Genomic DNA, 18,936 nt, shown 5'->3' with positions numbered 1-18,936 from the left:
GAGGAACGCTCCGTACCCCGTGGGACCGTGGGAGAAAGACAATGGAATTAGATATCGTCGCGCTATCGCGCTTCCAATTCGCGCTGACGGCGCTTTACCACTTCCTGTTCGTGCCGCTGACGCTCGGCCTTTCCGTGCTGCTCGCGATCATGGAAACCGTCTATGTCATGACCGGCCGCCAGATCTGGCGGCAGATGACGAAATTCTGGGGCACGCTGTTCGGCATCAATTTCGTGCTCGGCGTGGCCACCGGTATCGTCATGGAATTCCAGTTCGGCATGAACTGGAGCTATTACAGTTACTATGTCGGCGACATCTTCGGCGCGCCGCTGGCGATCGAGGGCCTGATGGCCTTCTTCCTTGAGGCGACCTTCGTCGGACTGTTCTTCTTCGGCTGGGACAAGCTGTCGAAGGTCGGCCACCTCGTCGCCACATGGGCCGTGGCGCTCGGCTCGAATTTCTCCGCACTCTGGATCCTCATCGCCAACGGCTGGATGCAGAACCCGGTGGGATCGGCGCTCAATCCGCAGACGATGCGTATGGAGATAACAAGCTTCTTCGACGTGGTCTTCAATCCCGTCGCCCAGGCGAAATTCGTCCATACGGTGTCGGCGGGTTACGTCTGCGCTTCGATCTTCGTGCTCGGCGTCTCGGCCTGGTATGTGATCAAGGGCCGGCATATCGAACTGGCCAAGCGCTCGATGACGGTGGCGGCATCCTTCGGCCTCGCCTCGGCGCTGTCGGTGGTCGTGCTTGGCGACGAGAGCGGTTATCTCGCGACCGAGAACCAGAAGATGAAGCTTGCCGCAATCGAAGGCATGTGGAAGACGGAGCCGGCACCGGCCGCCTTCACCGCCTTCGGTTTCCCCGACCAGGATGCGCGTGAAACACACTTCGCCGTGCATATCCCCTGGGTCATGGGCCTGATCGGCACGCGGTCGCTGACAACAGAGATTCCCGGTATCGACAAGCTCGAACAGCAGGCCGAAACCCGCATCCGCGACGGCATCAAGGCTTACGATGCGCTGATGCAGATCCGCGCCGCACCCGCCCAGGATCAGGTGGCCCAGGAAGTGCGCAGCTCTTTCGAGGATCTCGGCCATGATCTCGGTTACGCGCTTCTTCTGAAGCGCTATGTCGACGATCCGCGTCAGGCGACCGACGCGCAAATCGCTCAGGCGGCGCGCGATACCATCCCGCACGTGCCGACGCTCTTCTGGTCCTTCCGCATCATGGTCGGCCTCGGCATCTTCTTCATCCTGCTGACATCAACCTTTTTCTGGCTGTCGGCGCGGCGCCACCTCGACAAGTATCCGCTGCTTCTGAGGATTGCCGTTCTAGCGATTCCCCTCCCCTGGGTCGCCATCGAGCTTGGCTGGGTGGTCGCCGAATTTGGCCGCCAGCCCTGGGTGATCGAAGGCGTGCTGCCGACGGCGGCGGCCGTCTCCAGCCTCGGCGCAGGCACCGTGCTTCTGACGATCATCGGTTTTGCCGCGCTTTACACGGTGCTGATCGTCATCGAGATGAGCCTGATGCTCAAGGCGATCCGCCAGGGGCCGGAACCGGACGACGAGCCGGAAGCCGTCCTGATTTCCGAAACCCTCGTCCCGGCCGCGGAGTGACCTGCCATGATCCTTCACGAACTCCTCGATTATCAAACCCTGCGCGTCGTCTGGTGGCTGCTGCTCGGCGTCTTGCTGATCGCCTTCGCGACAACCGGTGGATTCGATCTCGGCGTCGGCACGCTGCTGCCTCTCGTCGCCAGGACCGATACGGAACGGCGCGTGGCGATCAACACGATCGGCGCCACCTGGGAAGGCAATCAGGTCTGGCTGATCCTCGGTGGCGGCGCCATCTTCGCCGCCTGGCCGCCGCTCTATGCGGTCTCCTTCTCGGGCTTTTATCTCGCGATGTTTGCGATCCTCCTAGCGCTCATTCTTCGTCCGGTGGGTTTCAAATATCGGTCAAAGCGGGACAGTTCGCGCTGGCGCAACGGCTGGGACTGGGCGCTCTTCATCGGCGGCTTCGTGCCGGCGCTGATCTTCGGCGTCGCCGTCGGCAATGTGCTGCAGGGCGTGCCCTTCCGCTTCGCCGACGATATGCGGATTTTCTACGAAGGCTCGTTCTTTGCCTTGCTCAACCCCTATGCGTTGCTCTGCGGCCTGCTCTCCGTCGCCATGCTGACCATGCATGGCGCGGCCTGGCTGGTGCTGAAGGCGCGCGGGCCGGTTGCGGAACGGGCGAGGAGTTATGGCAGCATCGCCGCCCTTGCCGCCATCTTGCTGTTTGCCCTCGGGGGCCTCTTCCTGTGGTTCGGTGTCGGTGGCTACCGTATCACCAGCGATATAAGCCCGATCGGACCTTCCAATCCGCTGCTGAAAACGGTGGTGATCGAAAAGAGCGCCTGGCTTGCCAACTACACCGCCCATTCCTGGATGATCCTGGCACCCGTCCTCGGCTTTGCCGGTGCGGCATTGGCCTTCATCGCCATGCGGGCAAGGCGCGAGGTGATGACGCTGCTCTTCAGCAAAGTCGCGATCTTTGGCATCATCTCGACGGTCGGTCTCTCGATGTTCCCGTTCATCCTGCCCTCCTCGCTCGATCCGCGATCGAGCCTGACGGTCTGGGATGCATCCTCCAGCCATATGACGCTGTTCATCATGCTCGTGGTGTCGGCAATTTTCCTGCCGATCATCTTTGCCTACACCGCCTGGGTCTACAAGGTTTTGTGGGGCAAGGTCGACGAGAAGTCCGTCACCGACAAGAACAGTCACGTTTTCTGAGGGAGACGAAACGATGTGGTATTTCGCATGGATCCTCGGCCTGCCGCTGGCAGCCGCCTTCGCCGTCCTCAACGCCATGTGGTACGAGCTGATGGACGATGCCGCCAGAAAGAAGGCGTCAGAGGCGCAGAAGTAGATATGGAAAGGGCGCGGTCCGAAGCCGCGCCCCTCTCCTCGTTCATCAGCCTTCCAGCCACTTCACCTGATCGGGCGTCAGCTTGATGTCGAGAGCCGAGAGGCTGTCCTCCAATTCGGCAATCGTGCGCGGACCGATCAATGGAATGACCGGGAAAGGCTGGGCGATGACATAAGCGAGCGCGATATGGATCGGGCTGCGGCCGAGCTTGCCAGCAAGCTCGATGGCGCGGTCGCGGCGTCCAAAATTGCGCTCGGAATACCAGACGCGAACGATCTCCTCATCATCCTTCTTGTCGCGGCCGGCGCGGTCGGTAAAGAAGCCGCGGCCCTGGCTGGACCAGGCGAAGTTCGGAATCTGCTTCTCGTTCAGCCACGTCTTCCAATCGTCGTCGGAAGCGGCAACGCAGCCGGCCCAGATCGGATCCAGCATCTCGGCGAGCGAGAAGTTGTTGGAAAGCGCTGCCGGCGCCGCCTTGCCGGTCTTTTCGGCGTAGGCGATCGCCTCGTCGAAACGCGCCCGCGTCCAGTTCGAACCGCCGAAGATGCCGCGGATACGGCCGCGTTTGACCTCGGCATCCATGGCATCGACGAACTCGCCGACGGGTATATCGGTGTTGTCGCGATGCATGAAATAGATGTCGACATAGTCTGTTTTCAGCCGGGCGAGCGACTGATCGAGCTGCTTTGCGATCATGTCCGGGTAGCAGAGCGGCGAGTGCGCGCCCTTGCCGATCAGCACGATCTCCTCGCGCGGCACCTTGCGGCTGGTGTGCCAGTCGCCGAAGATTGCCTCCGTTTTGCCGGCGCCATAGACAAAGGCAGTGTCGAAGGCGTTGCCGCCCGCCTCGTAGAAAGCATCGAGCGTCAGCGAGGCGGCGGCGAAGTTCGGGAAGAACTCGAAGCCGAGGGTCACAACCGAAGCGGGCTTCGAGATGCCCGGAATCTGTCGCTGCGGAATGCTGTTGCCGCGCGTGACCGCGCCGCCTGATATATTGGACGTGCGTTTGATGGCCTTCTCGACGCCATATTCGAGACCGACCGAGGCCCGCCACTGGTCGAGCACGCGCAGGTTTGCGATCGAATCCGCCCAGCTCATGCCGGGAGTGCTGAACTCGGTCCTGCCGGCCCGGATCGCATCGCCCGCGGCATCCGCCTCGAAGGAATAGAGCCAGCGCTCTTCTCGGACTTCGATCGTCTCTCGGCTGCCGCCCTTGAAGACTTCAATCTTGCCGACGCCGCCCTTGTGGCCGGAGGCGAACCAGAAGTCAGCGACCTCGATCCGGCCCTCGGAGCCGATGATGCGCAGCACATTGTCCTGCTGCGCCATGATCGAGCAGGAGACTTCGGCGATGATCTCGTTCGGGAACTTGAGCACGGCCGACGCCCATTCGTCGACGCCGCTCTCTCCAAGATGGGCGACGCCCGACACCTTTTCCGGTTCGAGGAAGGCCTTGCCCTCCGCGGCGCCGGCGATCAATCGTGCCATGGAAACAGGATAACCGCCGACGTCGAGAATGCCGCCGCCGGCAGTATCATTGGCGAAAAGCCGATGCTCCGGCTTATAGCTGCCCATGTTGAAGCCAAAACTCGAGCGGATGATGCGGATTGTGCCGATGACGCCGCTCTTGATAAGCTGAACCAGCTTTTCCGTCTGCGGATGCACCCGGTACATGAAAGCTTCGCCCGCAAAGACGCCGGCTTTCTTGGCTTCGTAGTAAACGGCTTCGGCATCATAGGCCGAAAGCGCGATCGGCTTTTCCACAAGGATGTGCTTGCCGGCGCGCGCCGCCTTGATCGCCCATTCGGCATGGCCGGTATGGGGCACGGAAATATAGACGGCATCGACCTCGGGGTCGGAAAGCAGCGCCTCGTAACCATCGACGATGCGGGCGCCTGGGAAGTTTTCGGCAAGTCCTGGCTTGGAAGGATTGCGGGTGGCAATCGCGACCAGTTTGCAGGTGCGCGAGTGGGCAACGCCATCGGCAAAGGTGCGAGCGATGGTGCCGGGGCCGATGATGCCCCAGCGGATCGGTTGATCGGAAGTCATGGAAATCCTCTTTCGTCTTTCTGCCTTGGGATTGGTTCAGCGGAGCCGTTTGCCGGCGCCGTCGAAAAGGAATGTGCGGTTGGCGGGAAGGCCGACGGTCAGCGTCTCTCGATTGCCTGATGTGCGCGATTCCGGCCGCTCAATGATCAGTTGTTCGTCGCCGACGGCGGCATAGATGTAGCTGGTATTGCCGAGGTGTTCGGCGACATCGATGGCAACGGTAAGATCGGTATCGCCAGCACCCCCATCGACGAAATGTTCGGGCCGGATGCCGAGGGTCACTTTCGCGCCGGTTTCGATGGGATCGGCGACGCACAGCGGCAGGCGCGTCTCCGGATTGCTCTCCAGCGCGATAACCGCCCGGCCCGGCTGCGCCTCGACGACCGCGGCTTTCAGGAAATTCATCTTCGGCGAGCCGACGAAGCCAGCGACGAACTGGTTGGCCGGGTCGTCATAGAGGTCGAGCGGTGCGCCGATCTGCTCGATATTGCCGGCGCGCAGCACGACGATGCGGTCGGCAAGCGTCATCGCTTCGGTCTGGTCGTGAGTGACATAGATCATCGTCGTGCCGAGCTGTTTGTGCAGCCTTGAGATCTCGACGCGCATCTGCACGCGCAGCTCGGCATCGAGGTTCGATAGCGGTTCGTCGAACAGGAAGACTTCGGGCTCTCGAACGATGGCACGGCCGATGGCAACGCGCTGGCGTTGGCCGCCGGAAAGCTGCTTCGGCCGCCGTTTCATCAGTTCGGTGATCTGCAGGATATCGGCGACATGGCTCACGCGCCGCTCGGTATCGGCCTTCGGGTTGCCGTTCATGCGCAAACCGAAACTCAAGTTCTCCTCGACCGTCAGATGCGGATAGAGCGCATAGGACTGGAAGACCATGGCGATGCCGCGATCGGCCGGCTCGACGTCGTTGACGACCTTGCCTCCGATCCGAAGCTCGCCCGATGTAATATCCTCAAGACCGGCGATCATCCTCAGCAGCGTGGACTTGCCGCAGCCGGAAGGGCCGACGAAGACGACGAATTCGCCGTCATTCACCTCCAGATTGGCGCCATGGATGATCTCAAAGCCGCCGAAGCGTTTGACGATGTTGGTAAGTGAAAGCTCTGCCATTCGGCTTCCCCGATTACTTGCCCGATTACTTGATTGCGCCGGCCGCGATGCCGGCGATGAAATGGCGCTGGAGCGCCACGAAGACGACGAGGATCGGCGCGGTCAGCAGCACCGCGCCGGCCATGATGCCACCCCAGGACACTTTGGTGAGGCCGATCAGCGTTCCCAATGCTACCGGCGCCGTCATCATCCCCGGTCTGGAATTGATGAGCAGCGGCCAGAGGTAATTGTTCCACGAATGCAGGAAGAGAATGATCGCCAATGCCGCCATGGTCGGGCGCGCCAGCGGAAGGGCGATGCGCAGGAAGATCTGCCATTCCTTGACGCCCTCGACGCGGGCCGCATCGAAGAGCTCGCCCGGCATCATCGAGAAGGACTGCCGCATGAATAAGACGCCGAGCGAATTGAAAAGCGGCGGCACGATCAGTGCCACCCAGGTGTTTGCCAGCTTGAACTCGCGCGCCACCATGATGAATTGCGGTATGACCACCACGGAGAAGGGCAGCGTGATCGTGCCGAGGATGATGGCGATGACAACGGACCGGCCGACGAAACGATAACGCGCCAGCGCCCAGCCGGCCATCGAGGTCAGCATCACCGAGAGCACGGTATAGATAAGTGCCACGCCGATAGAGATTACCATTGCGCCGATGAAATCGGTATCTGCCTGCAGATTTTTGAAATTCTCGACGAAATTGGTCGACGGCCACAGCACGATCTCGGGATTGAAGATGCCGTTGTCGGGCATTGTCGAGAAGACGAACATCATCCACAGCGGAAACAGCCAGATCAGCGCCAGCGGCGCTAGTGCGGCGTGCAGCGCGATCTGACGGACGAGAAGGGATTGCGACTTGGATCTCATTTCGGGTCCCTCACGATCCAGAGATTGAAAAAGGAGATCACTACGGCGAGAGCTGCCATCGTATAGGCGATCGCCGAGGCATAACCGAAGTTCAGCGAGGTGAAACCCTGGCGGTAGAGGAAGAGGCCGAGTGTCTCGGTGCCGCCGCCCGGACCACCGCGATTGGTGATGAGGAAGGGTTCGGTAAAGAGCTGCATCGTGCCGATCACCGAGAGCACGACGCAGAAGAGGATGATCGGCTTCAAGAGCGGCAGGGTGATGTGGAAGAATTGCTGTGTCTTGCTCACCCGGTCGAGCGTCGCGGCCTCATAGACATCGTCGGGGATGGCCTGCAGGCCGGCCAGGATGATGATGGCGTTATAGCCGGCCCAGCGCCATGTGACGGCGAGGATGATCACCGCCATCGCGGCATTGGCGTTGTCGAACCAGGAGATCGGGCTGAAGCCGACCGCCGAAATAATCTTATTGATGATGCCGAAATCAAGGCTGAACATCAGCCGGAACACGGCTGCGTAGGCGACCTCGCCGACGACGACGGGGGCAAAGAAGGCGAAACGGAAAAGCGGGCGCGCCTTCAGAAGCGGCGAATTGAGCAGCACGGCCATGACGGTCGCCAGCGCGATCATCACAGGCACCTGGATCACCAGGATGATCAGCGTGTTGTAGAGAGCGTTATAGAAGGCAGGGTCGTAGAAGAGCCGGCCCCAATTGGCCTGGAAACTGTATTTCCACGGATTGATGCGCGTGTTCTGAAAGGAAATCAGGAACGAGTCGATGATCGGCCAGACCCAGAAGGTGGCGAAAACAAGCAGATAGGGGGCGAGGAACGCATAGGCGCTCCGGGTTCTGAACGGCATCGAGCCTCCTCCTCACGAACGAATGAATGACGGGCCGCGCTGCAGGCGGGTGAAATGCCGGGCGCGGAAGCGCCCGGCATCGTCATTCATTGCGCGATCGGAAGTCCGGTTGCGGAAGCGATCTGCTTGGCGGCATCGTCGAGAGCCGCCTTCGCATCGGGATAGCCGCCGGCGAAGAATTTCGCCTGCGTTGCCTTGAAGATGCCTTCGGCATCACTTTGGAAGGCGGTGCCGCGGCTCGGCACGATCTTCGGCAGGGTCGCGAGAATGTCGGCCCAGACCTTCTGGCCGCCCCAATAGGGCTGCGGCTCGTTGACGAAAGGATCCTTCTCGGCAGACAGCAGCGACGGGACCAGACCGAATTCCTTCAGCATGGTGACCTGGCCTTCATTCGTCCCGAGGGCGTAGTTGACGAACTTCCAGGCGGCTTCCTTGTTGGCGGAGGTCGCTGAAATGGCGAGCGACGAGCCGCCGAGATTGGCGGCATGCGGGCCGTCGGCCGTCAGGCTCGGCATTCTGTAGACGCCCCACTTGCCCTTGAGATCGGGTGAGGTCGAGCGCACCGTGCCTTCATACCAGCCGCCATAGAGCTGGCTTGCGGCCTTGCCGGCGGTGTTGGCCTGAATCTTCTCGTCCCAGTTGGCTGCGGTCAGCGTGCCTGCATCCTTCATCTCCTTCACCTTCTGCAGCGCGGCGACGCAGGCCGGCTGGTTGATGGTGATGTTCTGGCCGTCGGTCGAGAAATAACCGCAGCCCTGTTCATTGGCGATCATGCGGAACCATTCGCTGTCGCCGTTGAAATCGGCCTGTGCCATGACGACGCCGGGATTGGCGGCAGAAATCTTCTTGCCGGCGGCGATGAAATCGTCCCAGGTGCTGATCGTGCTCGGATCGACGCCGGCCTTTTCGTACATGTCGCGGCGATAGAAGACGGCGACGGGACCGGAATCCCACGGCATGGCATAGGCGACATCGCCGACCTCAAGTTCGGTGCGCTTGAAGTCGGGGAACTTCGCCTGGATATCGGCCGTGTAGCCGAGCTCCTTCAGATTGGCGAAGCAGTCCGGAAAACGGCTCCAGAAGATTTCAGCCTCGAAATTTTCGATGCTGACAATGTCGGGCAAGCCGTCGCCGCCGGCAGCGCAGGCTGCGAGCGTCTTGTCGAAAACCTGGCTGTTGCCAAGATCTTCGACGGTGACCTTGATATCGGGAAATTGTTTGTTGAAGCCGGGAAGCGTGGATTTCAACGCCGATGCGGCGACATTCCAGCTCCAGATTGTGAGATTGGCCGACTCAGCGAAGGCCGAGCCGGAAGCAAGCAGTGCGACAGCTGCGGTCGCAGCGAGAAGTTTGAAGCGCATTGAAAATCCTCCCTTTTCAATTGCCGATCTTTCACGAACGCGGTTAGACTATCCGCAAGGGAGCGGCTGTCTCCTAAAAAGGGAATATGGATTTGGCGGAAAGTAAGGTCGGCACGCGCGCAATCTATCAGCCCGGCGCTAGCAGCATCGAGGGTTCGCCGACGGCACTGCAGATGTTTCACGCGCACCCGCCTGTCATGGCCATGCCGCACTGGCACGCGCAGGTCGAGATCAACTATGTCATGCGCGGAAGTGTGCATTACCGCATGAACGATCACGCGTTTCGGCTGAACGCCGGTGACATGTGCCTGTTTTGGGGTGGGCAGCCGCATCAGATGGACGAATCGTCAGATGATTCGCTCTATGCCGGTGCTCACCTGCCGCTTGTCTATTTCTTCCGGCTGCGCCTGCCGATCAGCATTTCCAGCCGTCTTATGAAAGGTGAGACGTTGCTGACCTCGGCAACGGACGCTGCTGATAACGAAAACTTCGCTCGCTGGTTTCGCTATGCCAATTCCGGTGATTCCGCCAAGGCCCAGCACGCGGTGGACGAATTGCTGCTGCGCATCGAGCGTATCGCATTCGAACCCTATTCGATGACGACATCGAAGATGGCCGCCAGCCTGGACGGCGATCAGCTGCATCCCAACTCCTCGCGAAGCGTCGCGCGCATGTGCGATTTCATCGCCGCCAATTTCCTCCAGGACATCGATTCGGTCGATATCGCTCGCGCCGCGGATCTGCATCCGAAATATGCCATGAATCTTTTCAAGCGATCGACAGGCATGACGCTCAGCAAATATGTGACGCTGCTCAGGCTGTCTCGCGCCCAGGCAATGCTGATGAGCGAAGGCGCTAATGTTCTGCAGGTGGCGATGGACAGCGGCTTCGGCTCGATCAGCGCCTTCAACAAATCCTTCCGCCACATCGCCGGCATGTCGCCATCCGATTTCCGTCGCGACATCCGCCTGGTGACGACGATGCCCGCCGGCGCCTTCCGCAACTAACGCATGTTTCGCCTCGGTGAGCGTCACCGGCGGCTCCAAACGCTGAGCTACCTCTCGGCGAGCTCTATCTGGATGCCATCGGGATCACGAACGAAGGCGACTTTGTGCAGAACCTCGGTGTTGATTGCCAGACGCGGCCGCTCCTTGATCTCGACGCCGGCCTTTTCCAGACGAGCGAAGGTCCCCTCGACATTTTCGAACAGGAAGGTCAGGTGGCGCAGGCCGGCCGCACCGTCCGGCACGTCGACCGCCCTCGCCGCGCCTTCTGCCGGCGCGAAAATTTCCAGCATGCCGCCGCCGGCATCGAGAAAGGCGATCTCGGCGCCATCGGCCATCCTCTTGCGCAGATGCAGGCGCAGGCCGAGCAGACTGCAGTAAAAATCGACGGAGCGGTCCATGTCACTGACCGTCATGCCGACATGTTCGAAGGATTTCAGCATGGGTGCTTCTCTCGGCTCGGATTGCAAAAGGTCTAAGGCTTTCAAGGAGGATCGAAGGGCGTTGACGGCAGTCGATGAGGCAGTCGGTTGTGCTCTGTGGACGTCACCTGTACGGTGGGAGTAAAAACGGGGTCAGAACCATATGCATATTCGAAGGGCGGCATCCGCCGACGCGGAGGAGCTGTGCAGTCTCCTGAACGAACTCATCCTGGCCGGCGGAACAACCGCACTCGAGACGCCGTTGACGGCTGCGGAATTCGCGGATTGGTTCATCGACGGCGAGTTCCCCCTTATCTGTCATGTCGCGGAGCATGATCGGTCGCTTGCCGGCTTCCAGTCGTTGAGTCTCTTCGGCGATCCGCCGAAAGGTTATGCGGATATCGCAACATTTGCCCGCATGAACCCCAAAATTTCCGGCGTCGGCAGCGCCCTTTTTCCGGCGACACTGGCAGCAGCCGAGGAACTCGGGCTTGAATTCATCAATGCGACCATTCGTGCCGACAATGTCGGAGGTCTTGCCTATTACACAAAGATGGGCTTTGAGCCTTATGACCGGCTCATTCAGGTCCCGCTTTTGGACGGAACGCCGGTCGATCGGATCAAGAAGCGTTTCAGGGTGGATGCCAAGCGCCGCCCGGCATCCACCGCGTAATCGTTCAGAGGCCGTCGGACCTACGCTGTTCTTCCGGGAGCCAGGAGCGATAGAGCGGATGATCGGCGGCAATCGGCATCGGCGTCGGCCGGCCGGTGCGCTGTGAGAAATAAGCGGCCGTCACCAGCTCCAGCGAATTGCGGGCATCCTGCAACGTCACCGGCGGTTCCGTGTCCTCGACGATCGCCCTGTGGAAAAGCTCGAACTGGCGGGTATAACCATCCTCGCCCGGCACATAGGCGGCGAGCGCCGCATCGACCCGCGCCTGGTGCTCTTCGGTTCCGGCGGTAAAGACCCAGGGATCGCGGCCCATCGTATAGGGTTCGAGGATGCTCTCGGCGACGAGATCGCTGAAGCAGAAACGCAGCCGTGAGATTTCCTTGCGCGAGCCGAGCGTCATCGACAGCGTCGCCAGCGAGCCATTCTGCATTCTCACCGAGAGGGCGGCCGTATCCTCGACCTCGATCGGATTGACCAGCGTCGCCCCATAGGAAAATACTTCGGCGCAGGGACCGTGCACATAATTCAGCATGTCATGGGCATGGATCGCGTGGCCGAGAAGGCCGCCGCCGAGTTCGCTCGCCCATTTGCCGCGCCACGGCACGGCGTAATAATCCGGGCCGCGCCACCAATGGGTCTCGATCGTCGTCAGGAACGGCTTGCCGGCAAGGCCCTGCTCGATCAGCAGTTTCAGCTTCTGCAGGCCGGAGCCGTAGCGATACTGAAAGATCGGCATCAGCTTCCTGCCCGGGAAGCGGGCGAGGATGCGGCCCATCTCATCGACTTCGGCAATCGAGCCGAAGAGCGGCTTCTCGCAGATCACATGCTTGCCGGATTCGATTCCCTTGCGGCAGAGTTCGAAATGCGAGCTCGGTGGCGTCGAAATGTCGATGATGTCGAGATCCTTCCGGGCAAACAGCGAATCCGCATCCTGCGTATATTCCGCAATGGCGAATTCGTCGCACAGCGCCCGGCCGCGATCCTCGTCGAGCGAGCAAAGGACGGGAACCTCGAAGAGATCCTTGTTCCAGCCGAAGCCCGTCAGGTGCCGCGCGGCAATACCAGCGCCGATAACGCCGACGCGTAATTTTCTGGCCATGATATCCTCCTCAGCGAGCGCCGATACGCGCGGCTTTCGTCTGGGCTTCGAGCGAAAGCCGGCAGACTTCGAAAACGTGATCCTGCGTCATCGCCGTTTGCGTGCGGTTCGCGACATCGGCGGTGAACGCGTCGAAATAATCGAGCTTCTCACTGCTGCAATCGATATGGGTCATCTCTTTGCCATTGACGAGGAAGAGGTGATCCTTGCCCGGCCGACCGGCAATATCGATATATTTGCGCAGCTCGATATAACCCTCCGTACCGAGGATGGTGAGGCGGCCGTCGCCCCAGGTCGGCAGCGCCTCCGGGGTGAACCAGTCGACTCTGACATAACCGGCCGCCTTGTCGGAGCGCAGCAGCACCTCGCCGAAATCCTGGAAGGCGGGTTTATCGGGCATGCCGAAATTACCGATCGAGCTGGCGATGACTTCGCCCGAGGTCGAGCCGGTATAGAACAGGAACTGATCGACCTGGTGCGAGGCGATGTCGACGATGATGCCGCCGAAATATTCCGGATCGAAGAACCAATCGGGTCGGGTCGGCAACTGCAGCCGGTGCGGACCGACGCCGAGCGTCTGAATGACCTTGCCGATCGCACCTTCCTTAACCAGCTTGCCTGCCTTGACGGCGGAGCGCACGCAATGGCGCTCGGAAAAGCAGATGGAGAAGATCTTGCCGGTCTCGGCAACGGTGCGCTTGACCTCTTCGAGCTGGGCAAAGGTCGTCACACCCGGCTTGTCGGTCATCACGTCCTTGCCCGCTTTCATCGCGCGGATGGCGAGCCCGGCCCGGTCGCGCGGAATGGCGGAAATGCAGATGACGTCGATCGAGGGATCGTCGAACAGTTTCTCCCGGTCGATCTGCGGCGCATCGGGATAGGTCTTCTCGAGAGCTTCCCGCAATGCCGGCACGGAGGTCTGCGGGCAATAGCCGACGAACTCGCCGCCTGCGGCGAGCAGTCCCTTCACGTGATCGAACGTATGCCCATGGTCGATTCCGACGACGGCAAATCTCAACATCGCTGCAATATCCTCCCGGGATTTTCGTGCGGCCGGCTGCTGCCGGCATCCTCCATATCTGCCAAAACAGATAACGAAAGCTGGCTCCTGTCAAGGCAAGCTGGGGGGTGAAATCGCCAGTGTTCGTATTCAACCATCTGAAAAATAAAGCTTATTATGTATCTAAATAGTTATTTATGACCTTCATTCGAATTGATGCAGGCAGCAGATCCGCTTTTCAATCCAATCCGGCAAAAGTCTTTTTCCCCCGCCTATCTTGCTCCGTTCGGCCGAATGTGATCGATTTCGGCGGCCGCCGGGCTGGAGGGCGGCGACAATCTCGGAATATTTTCAAGAGCGCTCGCCGCTGCCTGTAACGGAGGATCACCATGTCTCATCCCCTTCTCGATGCTGCCGCTTCCGGCGGAATTTTTGTCGGGCGCGTCTGGAATCCCGAAGTTGCCGGCCCGAGCATCGTGACGCTTCGTGACGGAGTGCTCATCGACATCACCTCGCACGAGGCGCCGACGCTGAGCGCTCTGTTCGAGAGCCAGAATGCCGCGGGCTTCGTCCGAGCCGCAAGTGGCAAGGAGATCGGTCCTCTAGAGGAGATTGCCGCCAACAGCACCGGAAAACCGGATGCCGGACGGCCCTACCTCCTAGCGCCCGCCGACCTGCAGGCGGTCAAGGCCTGCGGCGTCACCTTTGCCCAGTCGATGATCGAACGCGTCATCGAGGAGAAGGCGGCCGGCAATCCCGATCGTGCCGCCTCGATCCGTGAGCGCGTTAGCGCGCTGATCGGCGGCAGTCTCACCAACCTCAAGGCCGGTTCGCCCGAGGCCGCCAAGGTCAAGCAAGCGCTGATCGACGAGGGCATGTGGTCGCAATATCTTGAGGTCGGCATCGGCCCCGATGCCGAGGTCTTCACCAAGGCGCCGGTGCTCTCTTCGGTCGGCTGGGGTGCCGATGTCGGCCTGCATCCGATCTCGACCTGGAACAATCCGGAGCCGGAAATCGTGCTCGCGGTCAACAGCCGCGGTGAAATCAAGGGTGCGACGCTCGGTAATGACGTCAACCTTCGCGATGTCGAAGGGCGCTCGGCGCTCCTGCTCGGCAAGGCCAAGGACAACAATGCGTCCTGCTCGATCGGACCTTTCGTCCGTCTGTTCGATGGCGGTTATGGGCTGGATGAGGTGCGCAGGGCCGAACTCGATCTGAAAGTAACGGGGCAGGACGGCTTCGTGATGCATGGGAAAAGCTCGATGTCGCAGATCAGCCGGGACCCGACCGATCTCGTCAAACAGACGCTTGGCCCTCATCATCAATACCCCGATGGTTTCATGCTCTTTCTCGGAACGCTGTTTGCGCCAACGCAGGACCGTGATGCGCCGAAGCAAGGCTTCACGCACAAGATCGGTGATGTCGTCGAGATTTCCTCGGCCGGGCTCGGCAAGCTCGTCAATACCGTGCGCCTCTCCACCGAATGCCCGCCGTGGATCTTCGGCATATCGGCGCTGATGCGCAACCTTGCGACGCGCGGGTTGCTCTAAGCAAAGTGCGCAGCGGGTTGCCTCCGGCTGCGCAGATTTTATGAACTACTGGTTTCGCCGTTTGCCCTCTAGCAGGTCGAGAACGGAGTTTGCCGCTTCCAGAACGTTCGTGCCCGGGCCGAACACGGCCGCAACGCCGTGTTCATGGAGGAATTCATAGTCCTGTCGTGGGATGACGCCGCCGCAGACGACGATGACATCGTCGCCACCCTTTTCCCTGAGCCTCTCGACCAACTGCGGCAGCAGCGTCCTGTGGCCTGCGGCGAGCGACGAGACGCCGACGACATTGACCTTTCGATCAAGCGCCAACTCGACAGCCTCGTCAGGCGTCTGAAACAGCGGACCGGCGAGCACGTCGAAGCCGATGTCGCCGAAGGCCGAGGCGATCACTTTAGCGCCCCGGTCGTGCCCGTCCTGACCAAGCTTGGCGACCATGATTTTCGGCCGGTATCCCATCGCTTCCGTCACCTCTGCCATACGCTCCCTCAGGACGGCAAGTTCCGGCTCATTGTCATAGGCTTCGCCATAGACTCCCCTGATGACATCAGGTGTCGCGGCATGATCACCAAAGGCAGCGCGCATCGCATCCGATATCTCGCCGACAGTGGCGCGGGCCCGCGCCGCCTCGATGGCGGCCGCCAGCAGATTGCCCTTGCCGCTGCGTGCGGTTTCTGCCAAGGCGGCCAGCGTTTCGCGCACGGCGCTGCTATCGCGCCGCCGCTTCGTCTCCTCGATGCGGCGGATCTGCGCGTTGCGCACTGCGCTGTTGTCGATCTCCAAAATGTCGATCGGCTGTTCGTTGTCGAGCCTGTAGCGGTTAACCCCGACGATGACCTCCTCGCCCTTGTCGACGGCGGCCTGGCGGCGCGCCGCCGCTTCCTCGATCAGCCGCTTCGGCAAACCGTCGTTGACAGCCTTCGTCATGCCGCCAAGCGCTTCCACCTCCTCGATTAGAGCCCAGGCCTTGTCGGCGAGTTCCTTCGTCAGGCTCTCGACATAATAGGAGCCCGCCAGCGGATCGACCACCTTGGTCACTCCGGTTTCATGCTGGAGGATTAGCTGGGTGTTGCGGGCGATGCGGGCGGAGAATTCCGTCGGCAGCGCAATCGCCTCGTCGAAGGAGTTGGTGTGCAGCGACTGCGTGCCGCCGAGCACGGCCGACATCGCCTCGAAGGCAGTGCGGATGATGTTGTTGTAGGGATCCTGCTCCTGCAATGAAACGCCGGAGGTCTGGCAATGGGTGCGAAGCATCAGCGAGGATGCCTTCTTCGGCCGGAACTCCTCCATGATGCGGGCCCAGAGCAGCCGGGCGGCGCGCAGCTTCGCCGCCTCCATGAAGAAGTTCATGCCGATCGCAAAGAAGAAGGAGAGTCTTCCGGCGAAATCATCGACGTTGAGACCCTTGGCAATTGCCGCCCTGACATATTCGCGGCCGTCGGCCAGCGTGAAGGCAAGCTCCTGGACCAGCGTCGCGCCGGCCTCCTGCATGTGATAGCCGGAGATCGAGATCGAGTTGAATTTCGGCATCTCCCTTGCCGTATAGTCGATGATGTCGGCAACGATCCGCATCGAAGGTTCTGGCGGATAGATATAGGTGTTGCGGACCATGAACTCCTTGAGGATGTCGTTCTGAATGGTTCCCGACAGCTCGGCCCTCGGCACGCCCTGCTCTTCGCCGGCGACGATGAAGGAAGCGAGGATCGGAATGACGGCGCCGTTCATGGTCATTGAGACCGACATGTCACCAAGCGGAATGCCGTCGAACAGGATTTTCATGTCCTCTACGCTGTCGATCGCGACGCCCGCCTTGCCGACATCGCCCTCGACGCGAGGGTGGTCGCTGTCATAACCGCGATGGGTGGCAAGATCGAAGGCGACCGACAGGCCCTTCTGGCCGGCAGCGAGATTGCGGCGATAAAAGGCGTTCGATTCCTCTGCTGTGGAGAAGCCGGCATATTGGCGAATGGTCCATGGCCGGCCGGCATACATTGTCGCGCGCGGTCCGCGGGTAAAGGGTGCAAAACCCGGCAGCGAGCCGAGGTGCGCGGCGCCTTCGAGGTCCTCAGCGGTATAGAGCGGCTTGACAGCGATGCCTTCCGGCGTGTGCCAGGTCAGTGTCTCGGGTGAGGCGCGCAGCTCCTTCTGCGCAAGCTCCGCCCAATCCGACAGCGTCTTCTTCGTCATGCGTTCCTCCGGCTGCTTCATCGCCACCTTATCACTTCATAGGTGGATCACGCGATACAGCCTTAGGACAATTAACACAGCACGCCATTCACCCGCCGCAAGCCTCCGACTGTGACCTATCTGTGGTCGAGCTTGGCGATTAGTCGGTCGCCGAGCCATTGGATGCCGCAGACGAGGATGACGAGGACGGCGACCACTGCGATCATGACATTGGTTTCGAAGCGCTGATAGCCATAGCGAATGGCAAGATCGCCGAGGCCGCCGGCGCCGATCGCGCCCGCCATGGCCGAGGCGCCGATCAGCGTCACCAGGGTGACGGTGAAGCCGGCGACGATGCCCGGCAGCGCTTCAGGCACCAGCACCTCGCGAATGATGGTCCAGCGATTGCCGCCCATGGCGCGCACGGCATCGATCAGCCCGCGGTTGACCTCTCGCAACGACACCTCTGCGATGCGCGCATAGTAGGGTGTCGCGGCGATGGCGAGCGGCACGATGGCGGCCCCGGTGCCGAGCGCGGTGCCGACGATCAGCCGCGTCAGCGGGATCAGCGCCACCAGCAGGATGATGAATGGCACCGAGCGGAAGCCGTTGATGACGGCGCCGAGGATGCGGTTGATCCAGAGGTTTTCGGCGATGCCGCCGCGCGCCGTGACGACGAGGGCAAGGCCGAGCGGCAGACCTGCGACGAGCGAAATCACCCCCGAGGCGACAGTCATCAGGACCGTCTCCCAAAGGGAGCGAAGAAGCAGTTCAAGCATGATCGGCGTCATAACCAAGCACCTCCACCCGGGCGGACCGGGCCGTCAGGAATTGTTCGACCTTTCCGGCAAGCGCTGGGTCGCGCGCGGGAACGGCGATGAAGAACCGCGCCACCGGCTGGTTCTGAATATGGTCGATGCCGCCATGGACGAGGCGGAAGGAATGCGGCAGAGCCGCGGAGAGTTCGGCAAACAGCGCCCCCTGCGCTTGCGGCCCGGCAAGATCGACACTGAGGATCACTTCACTGCCCGTCGTCGCCGACAGCCGGCCGAGAATGTGATCGGGAAGTTGCGGGCGGATGCCGCCAAGCAAGCTCCTGGTGATGTCAGTTTGCGGATTGGCGAAGACCGACCAGACCTGGCCCTCCTCGACGATCCGTCCGGCATCGATGACCGCAACACGATCGGCAATGCCGCGCACCACTTCCATCTCATGCGTGATCAGGAGAATGGTCAGTCCGAGCTTACGATTGATATCCTTGAGCAGGGTCAGGATCGATCGTGTTGTCTCAGGGTCGAGGGCCGATGTCGCCTCGTCCGAGAGAAGTAGCGCCGGGCGCGCCGCCAGCGCCCGGGCGATGCCGACGCGTTGTTTCTGCCCACCGGAGAGCGAGGCGGGATAGGCTTGCGCCTTGTCGGCGAGTCCGACGAGCTCGAGAAGTTCATGGGCGCGCTTCAGGCGCTCGGCCTTGGCAATACCCTCGATCTTCAGCGGCAGGGCAACATTGTCCTCCACCGTTTTGGCCGAAAGCAGGTTGAAGTGCTGAAAGATCATGCCGATGCGGCGGCGCAGCGGCTGCAGTTCCTGCTCTTGAAGCCCGGTTATATCGCGGCCGTCGATGCGGATTTCGCCGCTGTCGGCGCGTTCCAGCCCGTTCAGGCAGCGGATCAGCGTCGACTTGCCGGCGCCGCTACGGCCGATAATGCCGAGGATCTCGCCCCTCATCACGCTCAGTGAAATACCGTCAAGTGCCGGCGTGGTCCCGAACCGACGCTTCACGTCGATAAGCCTCACCACCTCTTCGGCTGCCGCCTGCGGCCGCGGCTCGATCGCCGCCCTGGAAACAACGGAGTTCATG

Annotated in this window: 17 protein-coding genes; 6 read left to right on the top strand and 11 right to left on the bottom strand. The window is 61.3% G+C overall.

The genetic code is table 11. The features are described 5' to 3' along the window. Positions 1-41: 41 nt before the first annotated feature. The 3 genes from NMA58_RS22390 to cydX are packed head-to-tail and all read left to right on the top strand — an operon-like array spanning position 42 to position 2,919. Positions 42-1,622 (top strand): cytochrome ubiquinol oxidase subunit I, encoded by a 1,581-nt coding sequence (locus tag NMA58_RS22390; protein WP_221156734.1) that lies wholly within the window; start codon positions 42-44, stop codon positions 1,620-1,622. A gap of 6 nt (positions 1,623-1,628) precedes the next feature. Continuing rightward, entirely contained in the window at positions 1,629-2,783 is a 1,155-nt protein-coding gene (cydB, locus tag NMA58_RS22385; RefSeq protein ID WP_434713974.1) for a cytochrome d ubiquinol oxidase subunit II, read from the top strand. Positions 2,784-2,796: 13 nt separating this feature from the next. Beyond that, complete coding sequence (cydX, locus tag NMA58_RS22380; RefSeq protein WP_085781573.1) at positions 2,797-2,919, top strand: cytochrome bd-I oxidase subunit CydX; 123 nt, start codon at positions 2,797-2,799, stop codon at positions 2,917-2,919. A gap of 45 nt (positions 2,920-2,964) precedes the next feature. Here the strand turns inward: cydX and NMA58_RS22375 are convergent, their stop codons facing one another. From NMA58_RS22375 to NMA58_RS22355, 5 genes are all read right to left on the bottom strand, one after another. Continuing rightward, positions 2,965-4,968, bottom strand: coding sequence for an aldo/keto reductase (locus NMA58_RS22375; RefSeq protein ID WP_434713972.1), 2,004 nt, complete (start codon positions 4,966-4,968; stop codon positions 2,965-2,967). A 36-nt stretch (positions 4,969-5,004) separates the two neighbouring features. After that, the gene (locus NMA58_RS22370) at positions 5,005-6,087 is read right to left on the bottom strand and encodes an ABC transporter ATP-binding protein (RefSeq protein ID WP_434713970.1); all 1,083 of its coding nucleotides are present in this window, start codon (positions 6,085-6,087) and stop codon (positions 5,005-5,007) included. A gap of 25 nt (positions 6,088-6,112) precedes the next feature. Next, the gene (locus NMA58_RS22365; protein ID WP_085781576.1) at positions 6,113-6,949 is read right to left on the bottom strand and encodes a carbohydrate ABC transporter permease; all 837 of its coding nucleotides are present in this window, start codon (positions 6,947-6,949) and stop codon (positions 6,113-6,115) included. Next, complete coding sequence (locus NMA58_RS22360) at positions 6,946-7,806, bottom strand: carbohydrate ABC transporter permease (RefSeq protein ID WP_434713969.1); 861 nt, start codon at positions 7,804-7,806, stop codon at positions 6,946-6,948. Before NMA58_RS22360 ends, NMA58_RS22365 begins: the two co-directional genes overlap by 4 nt. Positions 7,807-7,892: 86 nt before the next feature. Then, positions 7,893-9,167 (bottom strand): extracellular solute-binding protein, encoded by a 1,275-nt coding sequence (locus NMA58_RS22355; RefSeq protein ID WP_097599593.1) that lies wholly within the window; start codon positions 9,165-9,167, stop codon positions 7,893-7,895. Between the two features lie 86 nt (positions 9,168-9,253). Between NMA58_RS22355 and NMA58_RS22350 the strand changes: the two genes are divergently transcribed. Then, the gene (locus NMA58_RS22350) at positions 9,254-10,174 is read left to right on the top strand and encodes a helix-turn-helix domain-containing protein (protein WP_434713968.1); all 921 of its coding nucleotides are present in this window, start codon (positions 9,254-9,256) and stop codon (positions 10,172-10,174) included. A 47-nt stretch (positions 10,175-10,221) separates the two neighbouring features. On the opposite strand, the gene NMA58_RS22345 is transcribed toward NMA58_RS22350, so the two are convergent. After that, positions 10,222-10,614 (bottom strand): VOC family protein, encoded by a 393-nt coding sequence (locus NMA58_RS22345; RefSeq protein WP_434713967.1) that lies wholly within the window; start codon positions 10,612-10,614, stop codon positions 10,222-10,224. A 142-nt stretch (positions 10,615-10,756) separates the two neighbouring features. Here NMA58_RS22345 and NMA58_RS22340 point away from each other — a divergent pair, with 142 nt between their 5' ends. Next, entirely contained in the window at positions 10,757-11,266 is a 510-nt protein-coding gene (locus NMA58_RS22340; protein WP_434713966.1) for a GNAT family N-acetyltransferase, read from the top strand. Positions 11,267-11,270: 4 nt separating this feature from the next. On the opposite strand, the gene NMA58_RS22335 is transcribed toward NMA58_RS22340, so the two are convergent. Beyond that, positions 11,271-12,365 (bottom strand): Gfo/Idh/MocA family protein, encoded by a 1,095-nt coding sequence (locus NMA58_RS22335; RefSeq protein ID WP_434713965.1) that lies wholly within the window; start codon positions 12,363-12,365, stop codon positions 11,271-11,273. Between the two features lie 10 nt (positions 12,366-12,375). Next, a complete protein-coding gene (locus NMA58_RS22330) occupies positions 12,376-13,386 on the bottom strand; it encodes a Gfo/Idh/MocA family protein (protein WP_434713964.1) in 1,011 nt (336 codons plus the stop codon). A 368-nt stretch (positions 13,387-13,754) separates the two neighbouring features. Between NMA58_RS22330 and NMA58_RS22325 the strand changes: the two genes are divergently transcribed. After that, positions 13,755-14,915: a fumarylacetoacetate hydrolase family protein gene (locus tag NMA58_RS22325; RefSeq protein WP_434713963.1), complete on the top strand. Its 1,161-nt coding sequence runs from the start codon at positions 13,755-13,757 to the stop codon at positions 14,913-14,915. 45 nt (positions 14,916-14,960) lie between these two features. Here NMA58_RS22325 and scpA read toward each other — a convergent pair whose 3' ends face one another. The 3 genes from scpA to NMA58_RS22310 form a co-directional block, all read right to left on the bottom strand. Further along, positions 14,961-17,099 (bottom strand): methylmalonyl-CoA mutase, encoded by a 2,139-nt coding sequence (gene scpA / locus NMA58_RS22320; protein WP_434713962.1) that lies wholly within the window; start codon positions 17,097-17,099, stop codon positions 14,961-14,963. A 116-nt stretch (positions 17,100-17,215) separates the two neighbouring features. Then, positions 17,216-17,869 carry a methionine ABC transporter permease gene (locus NMA58_RS22315; protein WP_434713961.1) on the bottom strand — a complete coding sequence of 218 codons (654 nt, stop codon included), beginning with the start codon at positions 17,867-17,869 and terminating at the stop codon, positions 17,216-17,218. Then, positions 17,850-18,935, bottom strand: a complete 1,086-nt coding sequence (locus NMA58_RS22310; protein WP_434713960.1) for a methionine ABC transporter ATP-binding protein — start codon at positions 18,933-18,935, stop codon at positions 17,850-17,852. Before NMA58_RS22310 ends, NMA58_RS22315 begins: the two co-directional genes overlap by 20 nt. Position 18,936: the final 1 nt, after the last annotated feature.

Source organism: Rhizobium sp. YTUHZ045 (genome assembly GCF_051124255.1).
Taxonomy (GTDB): Bacteria; Pseudomonadota; Alphaproteobacteria; order Rhizobiales; family Rhizobiaceae; genus Rhizobium.
Note: the sequence above shows the minus strand (reverse complement) of the source record. Positions and strands in the feature narration are given on the sequence as shown.

What these genes read in the sequence shown, in the direction of transcription:
- cydX (WP_085781573.1), top strand. Translation starts at nt 2,797, where the DNA reads ATGTGGTATTTCGCATGGATCCTCGGCCTGCCGCTGGCAGCCGCCTTC.
- NMA58_RS22370 (WP_434713970.1), bottom strand. Translation starts at nt 6,087, where the DNA reads ATGGCAGAGCTTTCACTTACCAACATCGTCAAACGCTTCGGCGGCTTT.
- NMA58_RS22365 (WP_085781576.1), bottom strand. Translation starts at nt 6,949, where the DNA reads ATGAGATCCAAGTCGCAATCCCTTCTCGTCCGTCAGATCGCGCTGCAC.
- NMA58_RS22340 (WP_434713966.1), top strand. Translation starts at nt 10,757, where the DNA reads ATGCATATTCGAAGGGCGGCATCCGCCGACGCGGAGGAGCTGTGCAGT.
- NMA58_RS22325 (WP_434713963.1), top strand. Translation starts at nt 13,755, where the DNA reads ATGTCTCATCCCCTTCTCGATGCTGCCGCTTCCGGCGGAATTTTTGTC.
- cydB (WP_434713974.1), top strand. Translation starts at nt 1,629, where the DNA reads ATGATCCTTCACGAACTCCTCGATTATCAAACCCTGCGCGTCGTCTGG.
- NMA58_RS22360 (WP_434713969.1), bottom strand. Translation starts at nt 7,806, where the DNA reads ATGCCGTTCAGAACCCGGAGCGCCTATGCGTTCCTCGCCCCCTATCTG.
- NMA58_RS22330 (WP_434713964.1), bottom strand. Translation starts at nt 13,386, where the DNA reads ATGTTGAGATTTGCCGTCGTCGGAATCGACCATGGGCATACGTTCGAT.
- NMA58_RS22335 (WP_434713965.1), bottom strand. Translation starts at nt 12,365, where the DNA reads ATGGCCAGAAAATTACGCGTCGGCGTTATCGGCGCTGGTATTGCCGCG.
- NMA58_RS22355 (WP_097599593.1), bottom strand. Translation starts at nt 9,167, where the DNA reads ATGCGCTTCAAACTTCTCGCTGCGACCGCAGCTGTCGCACTGCTTGCT.
- NMA58_RS22315 (WP_434713961.1), bottom strand. Translation starts at nt 17,869, where the DNA reads ATGACGCCGATCATGCTTGAACTGCTTCTTCGCTCCCTTTGGGAGACG.
- NMA58_RS22350 (WP_434713968.1), top strand. Translation starts at nt 9,254, where the DNA reads ATGGATTTGGCGGAAAGTAAGGTCGGCACGCGCGCAATCTATCAGCCC.
- NMA58_RS22390 (WP_221156734.1), top strand. Translation starts at nt 42, where the DNA reads ATGGAATTAGATATCGTCGCGCTATCGCGCTTCCAATTCGCGCTGACG.
- NMA58_RS22345 (WP_434713967.1), bottom strand. Translation starts at nt 10,614, where the DNA reads ATGCTGAAATCCTTCGAACATGTCGGCATGACGGTCAGTGACATGGAC.
- NMA58_RS22310 (WP_434713960.1), bottom strand. Translation starts at nt 18,935, where the DNA reads ATGAACTCCGTTGTTTCCAGGGCGGCGATCGAGCCGCGGCCGCAGGCG.
- scpA (WP_434713962.1), bottom strand. Translation starts at nt 17,099, where the DNA reads ATGACGAAGAAGACGCTGTCGGATTGGGCGGAGCTTGCGCAGAAGGAG.
- NMA58_RS22375 (WP_434713972.1), bottom strand. Translation starts at nt 4,968, where the DNA reads ATGACTTCCGATCAACCGATCCGCTGGGGCATCATCGGCCCCGGCACC.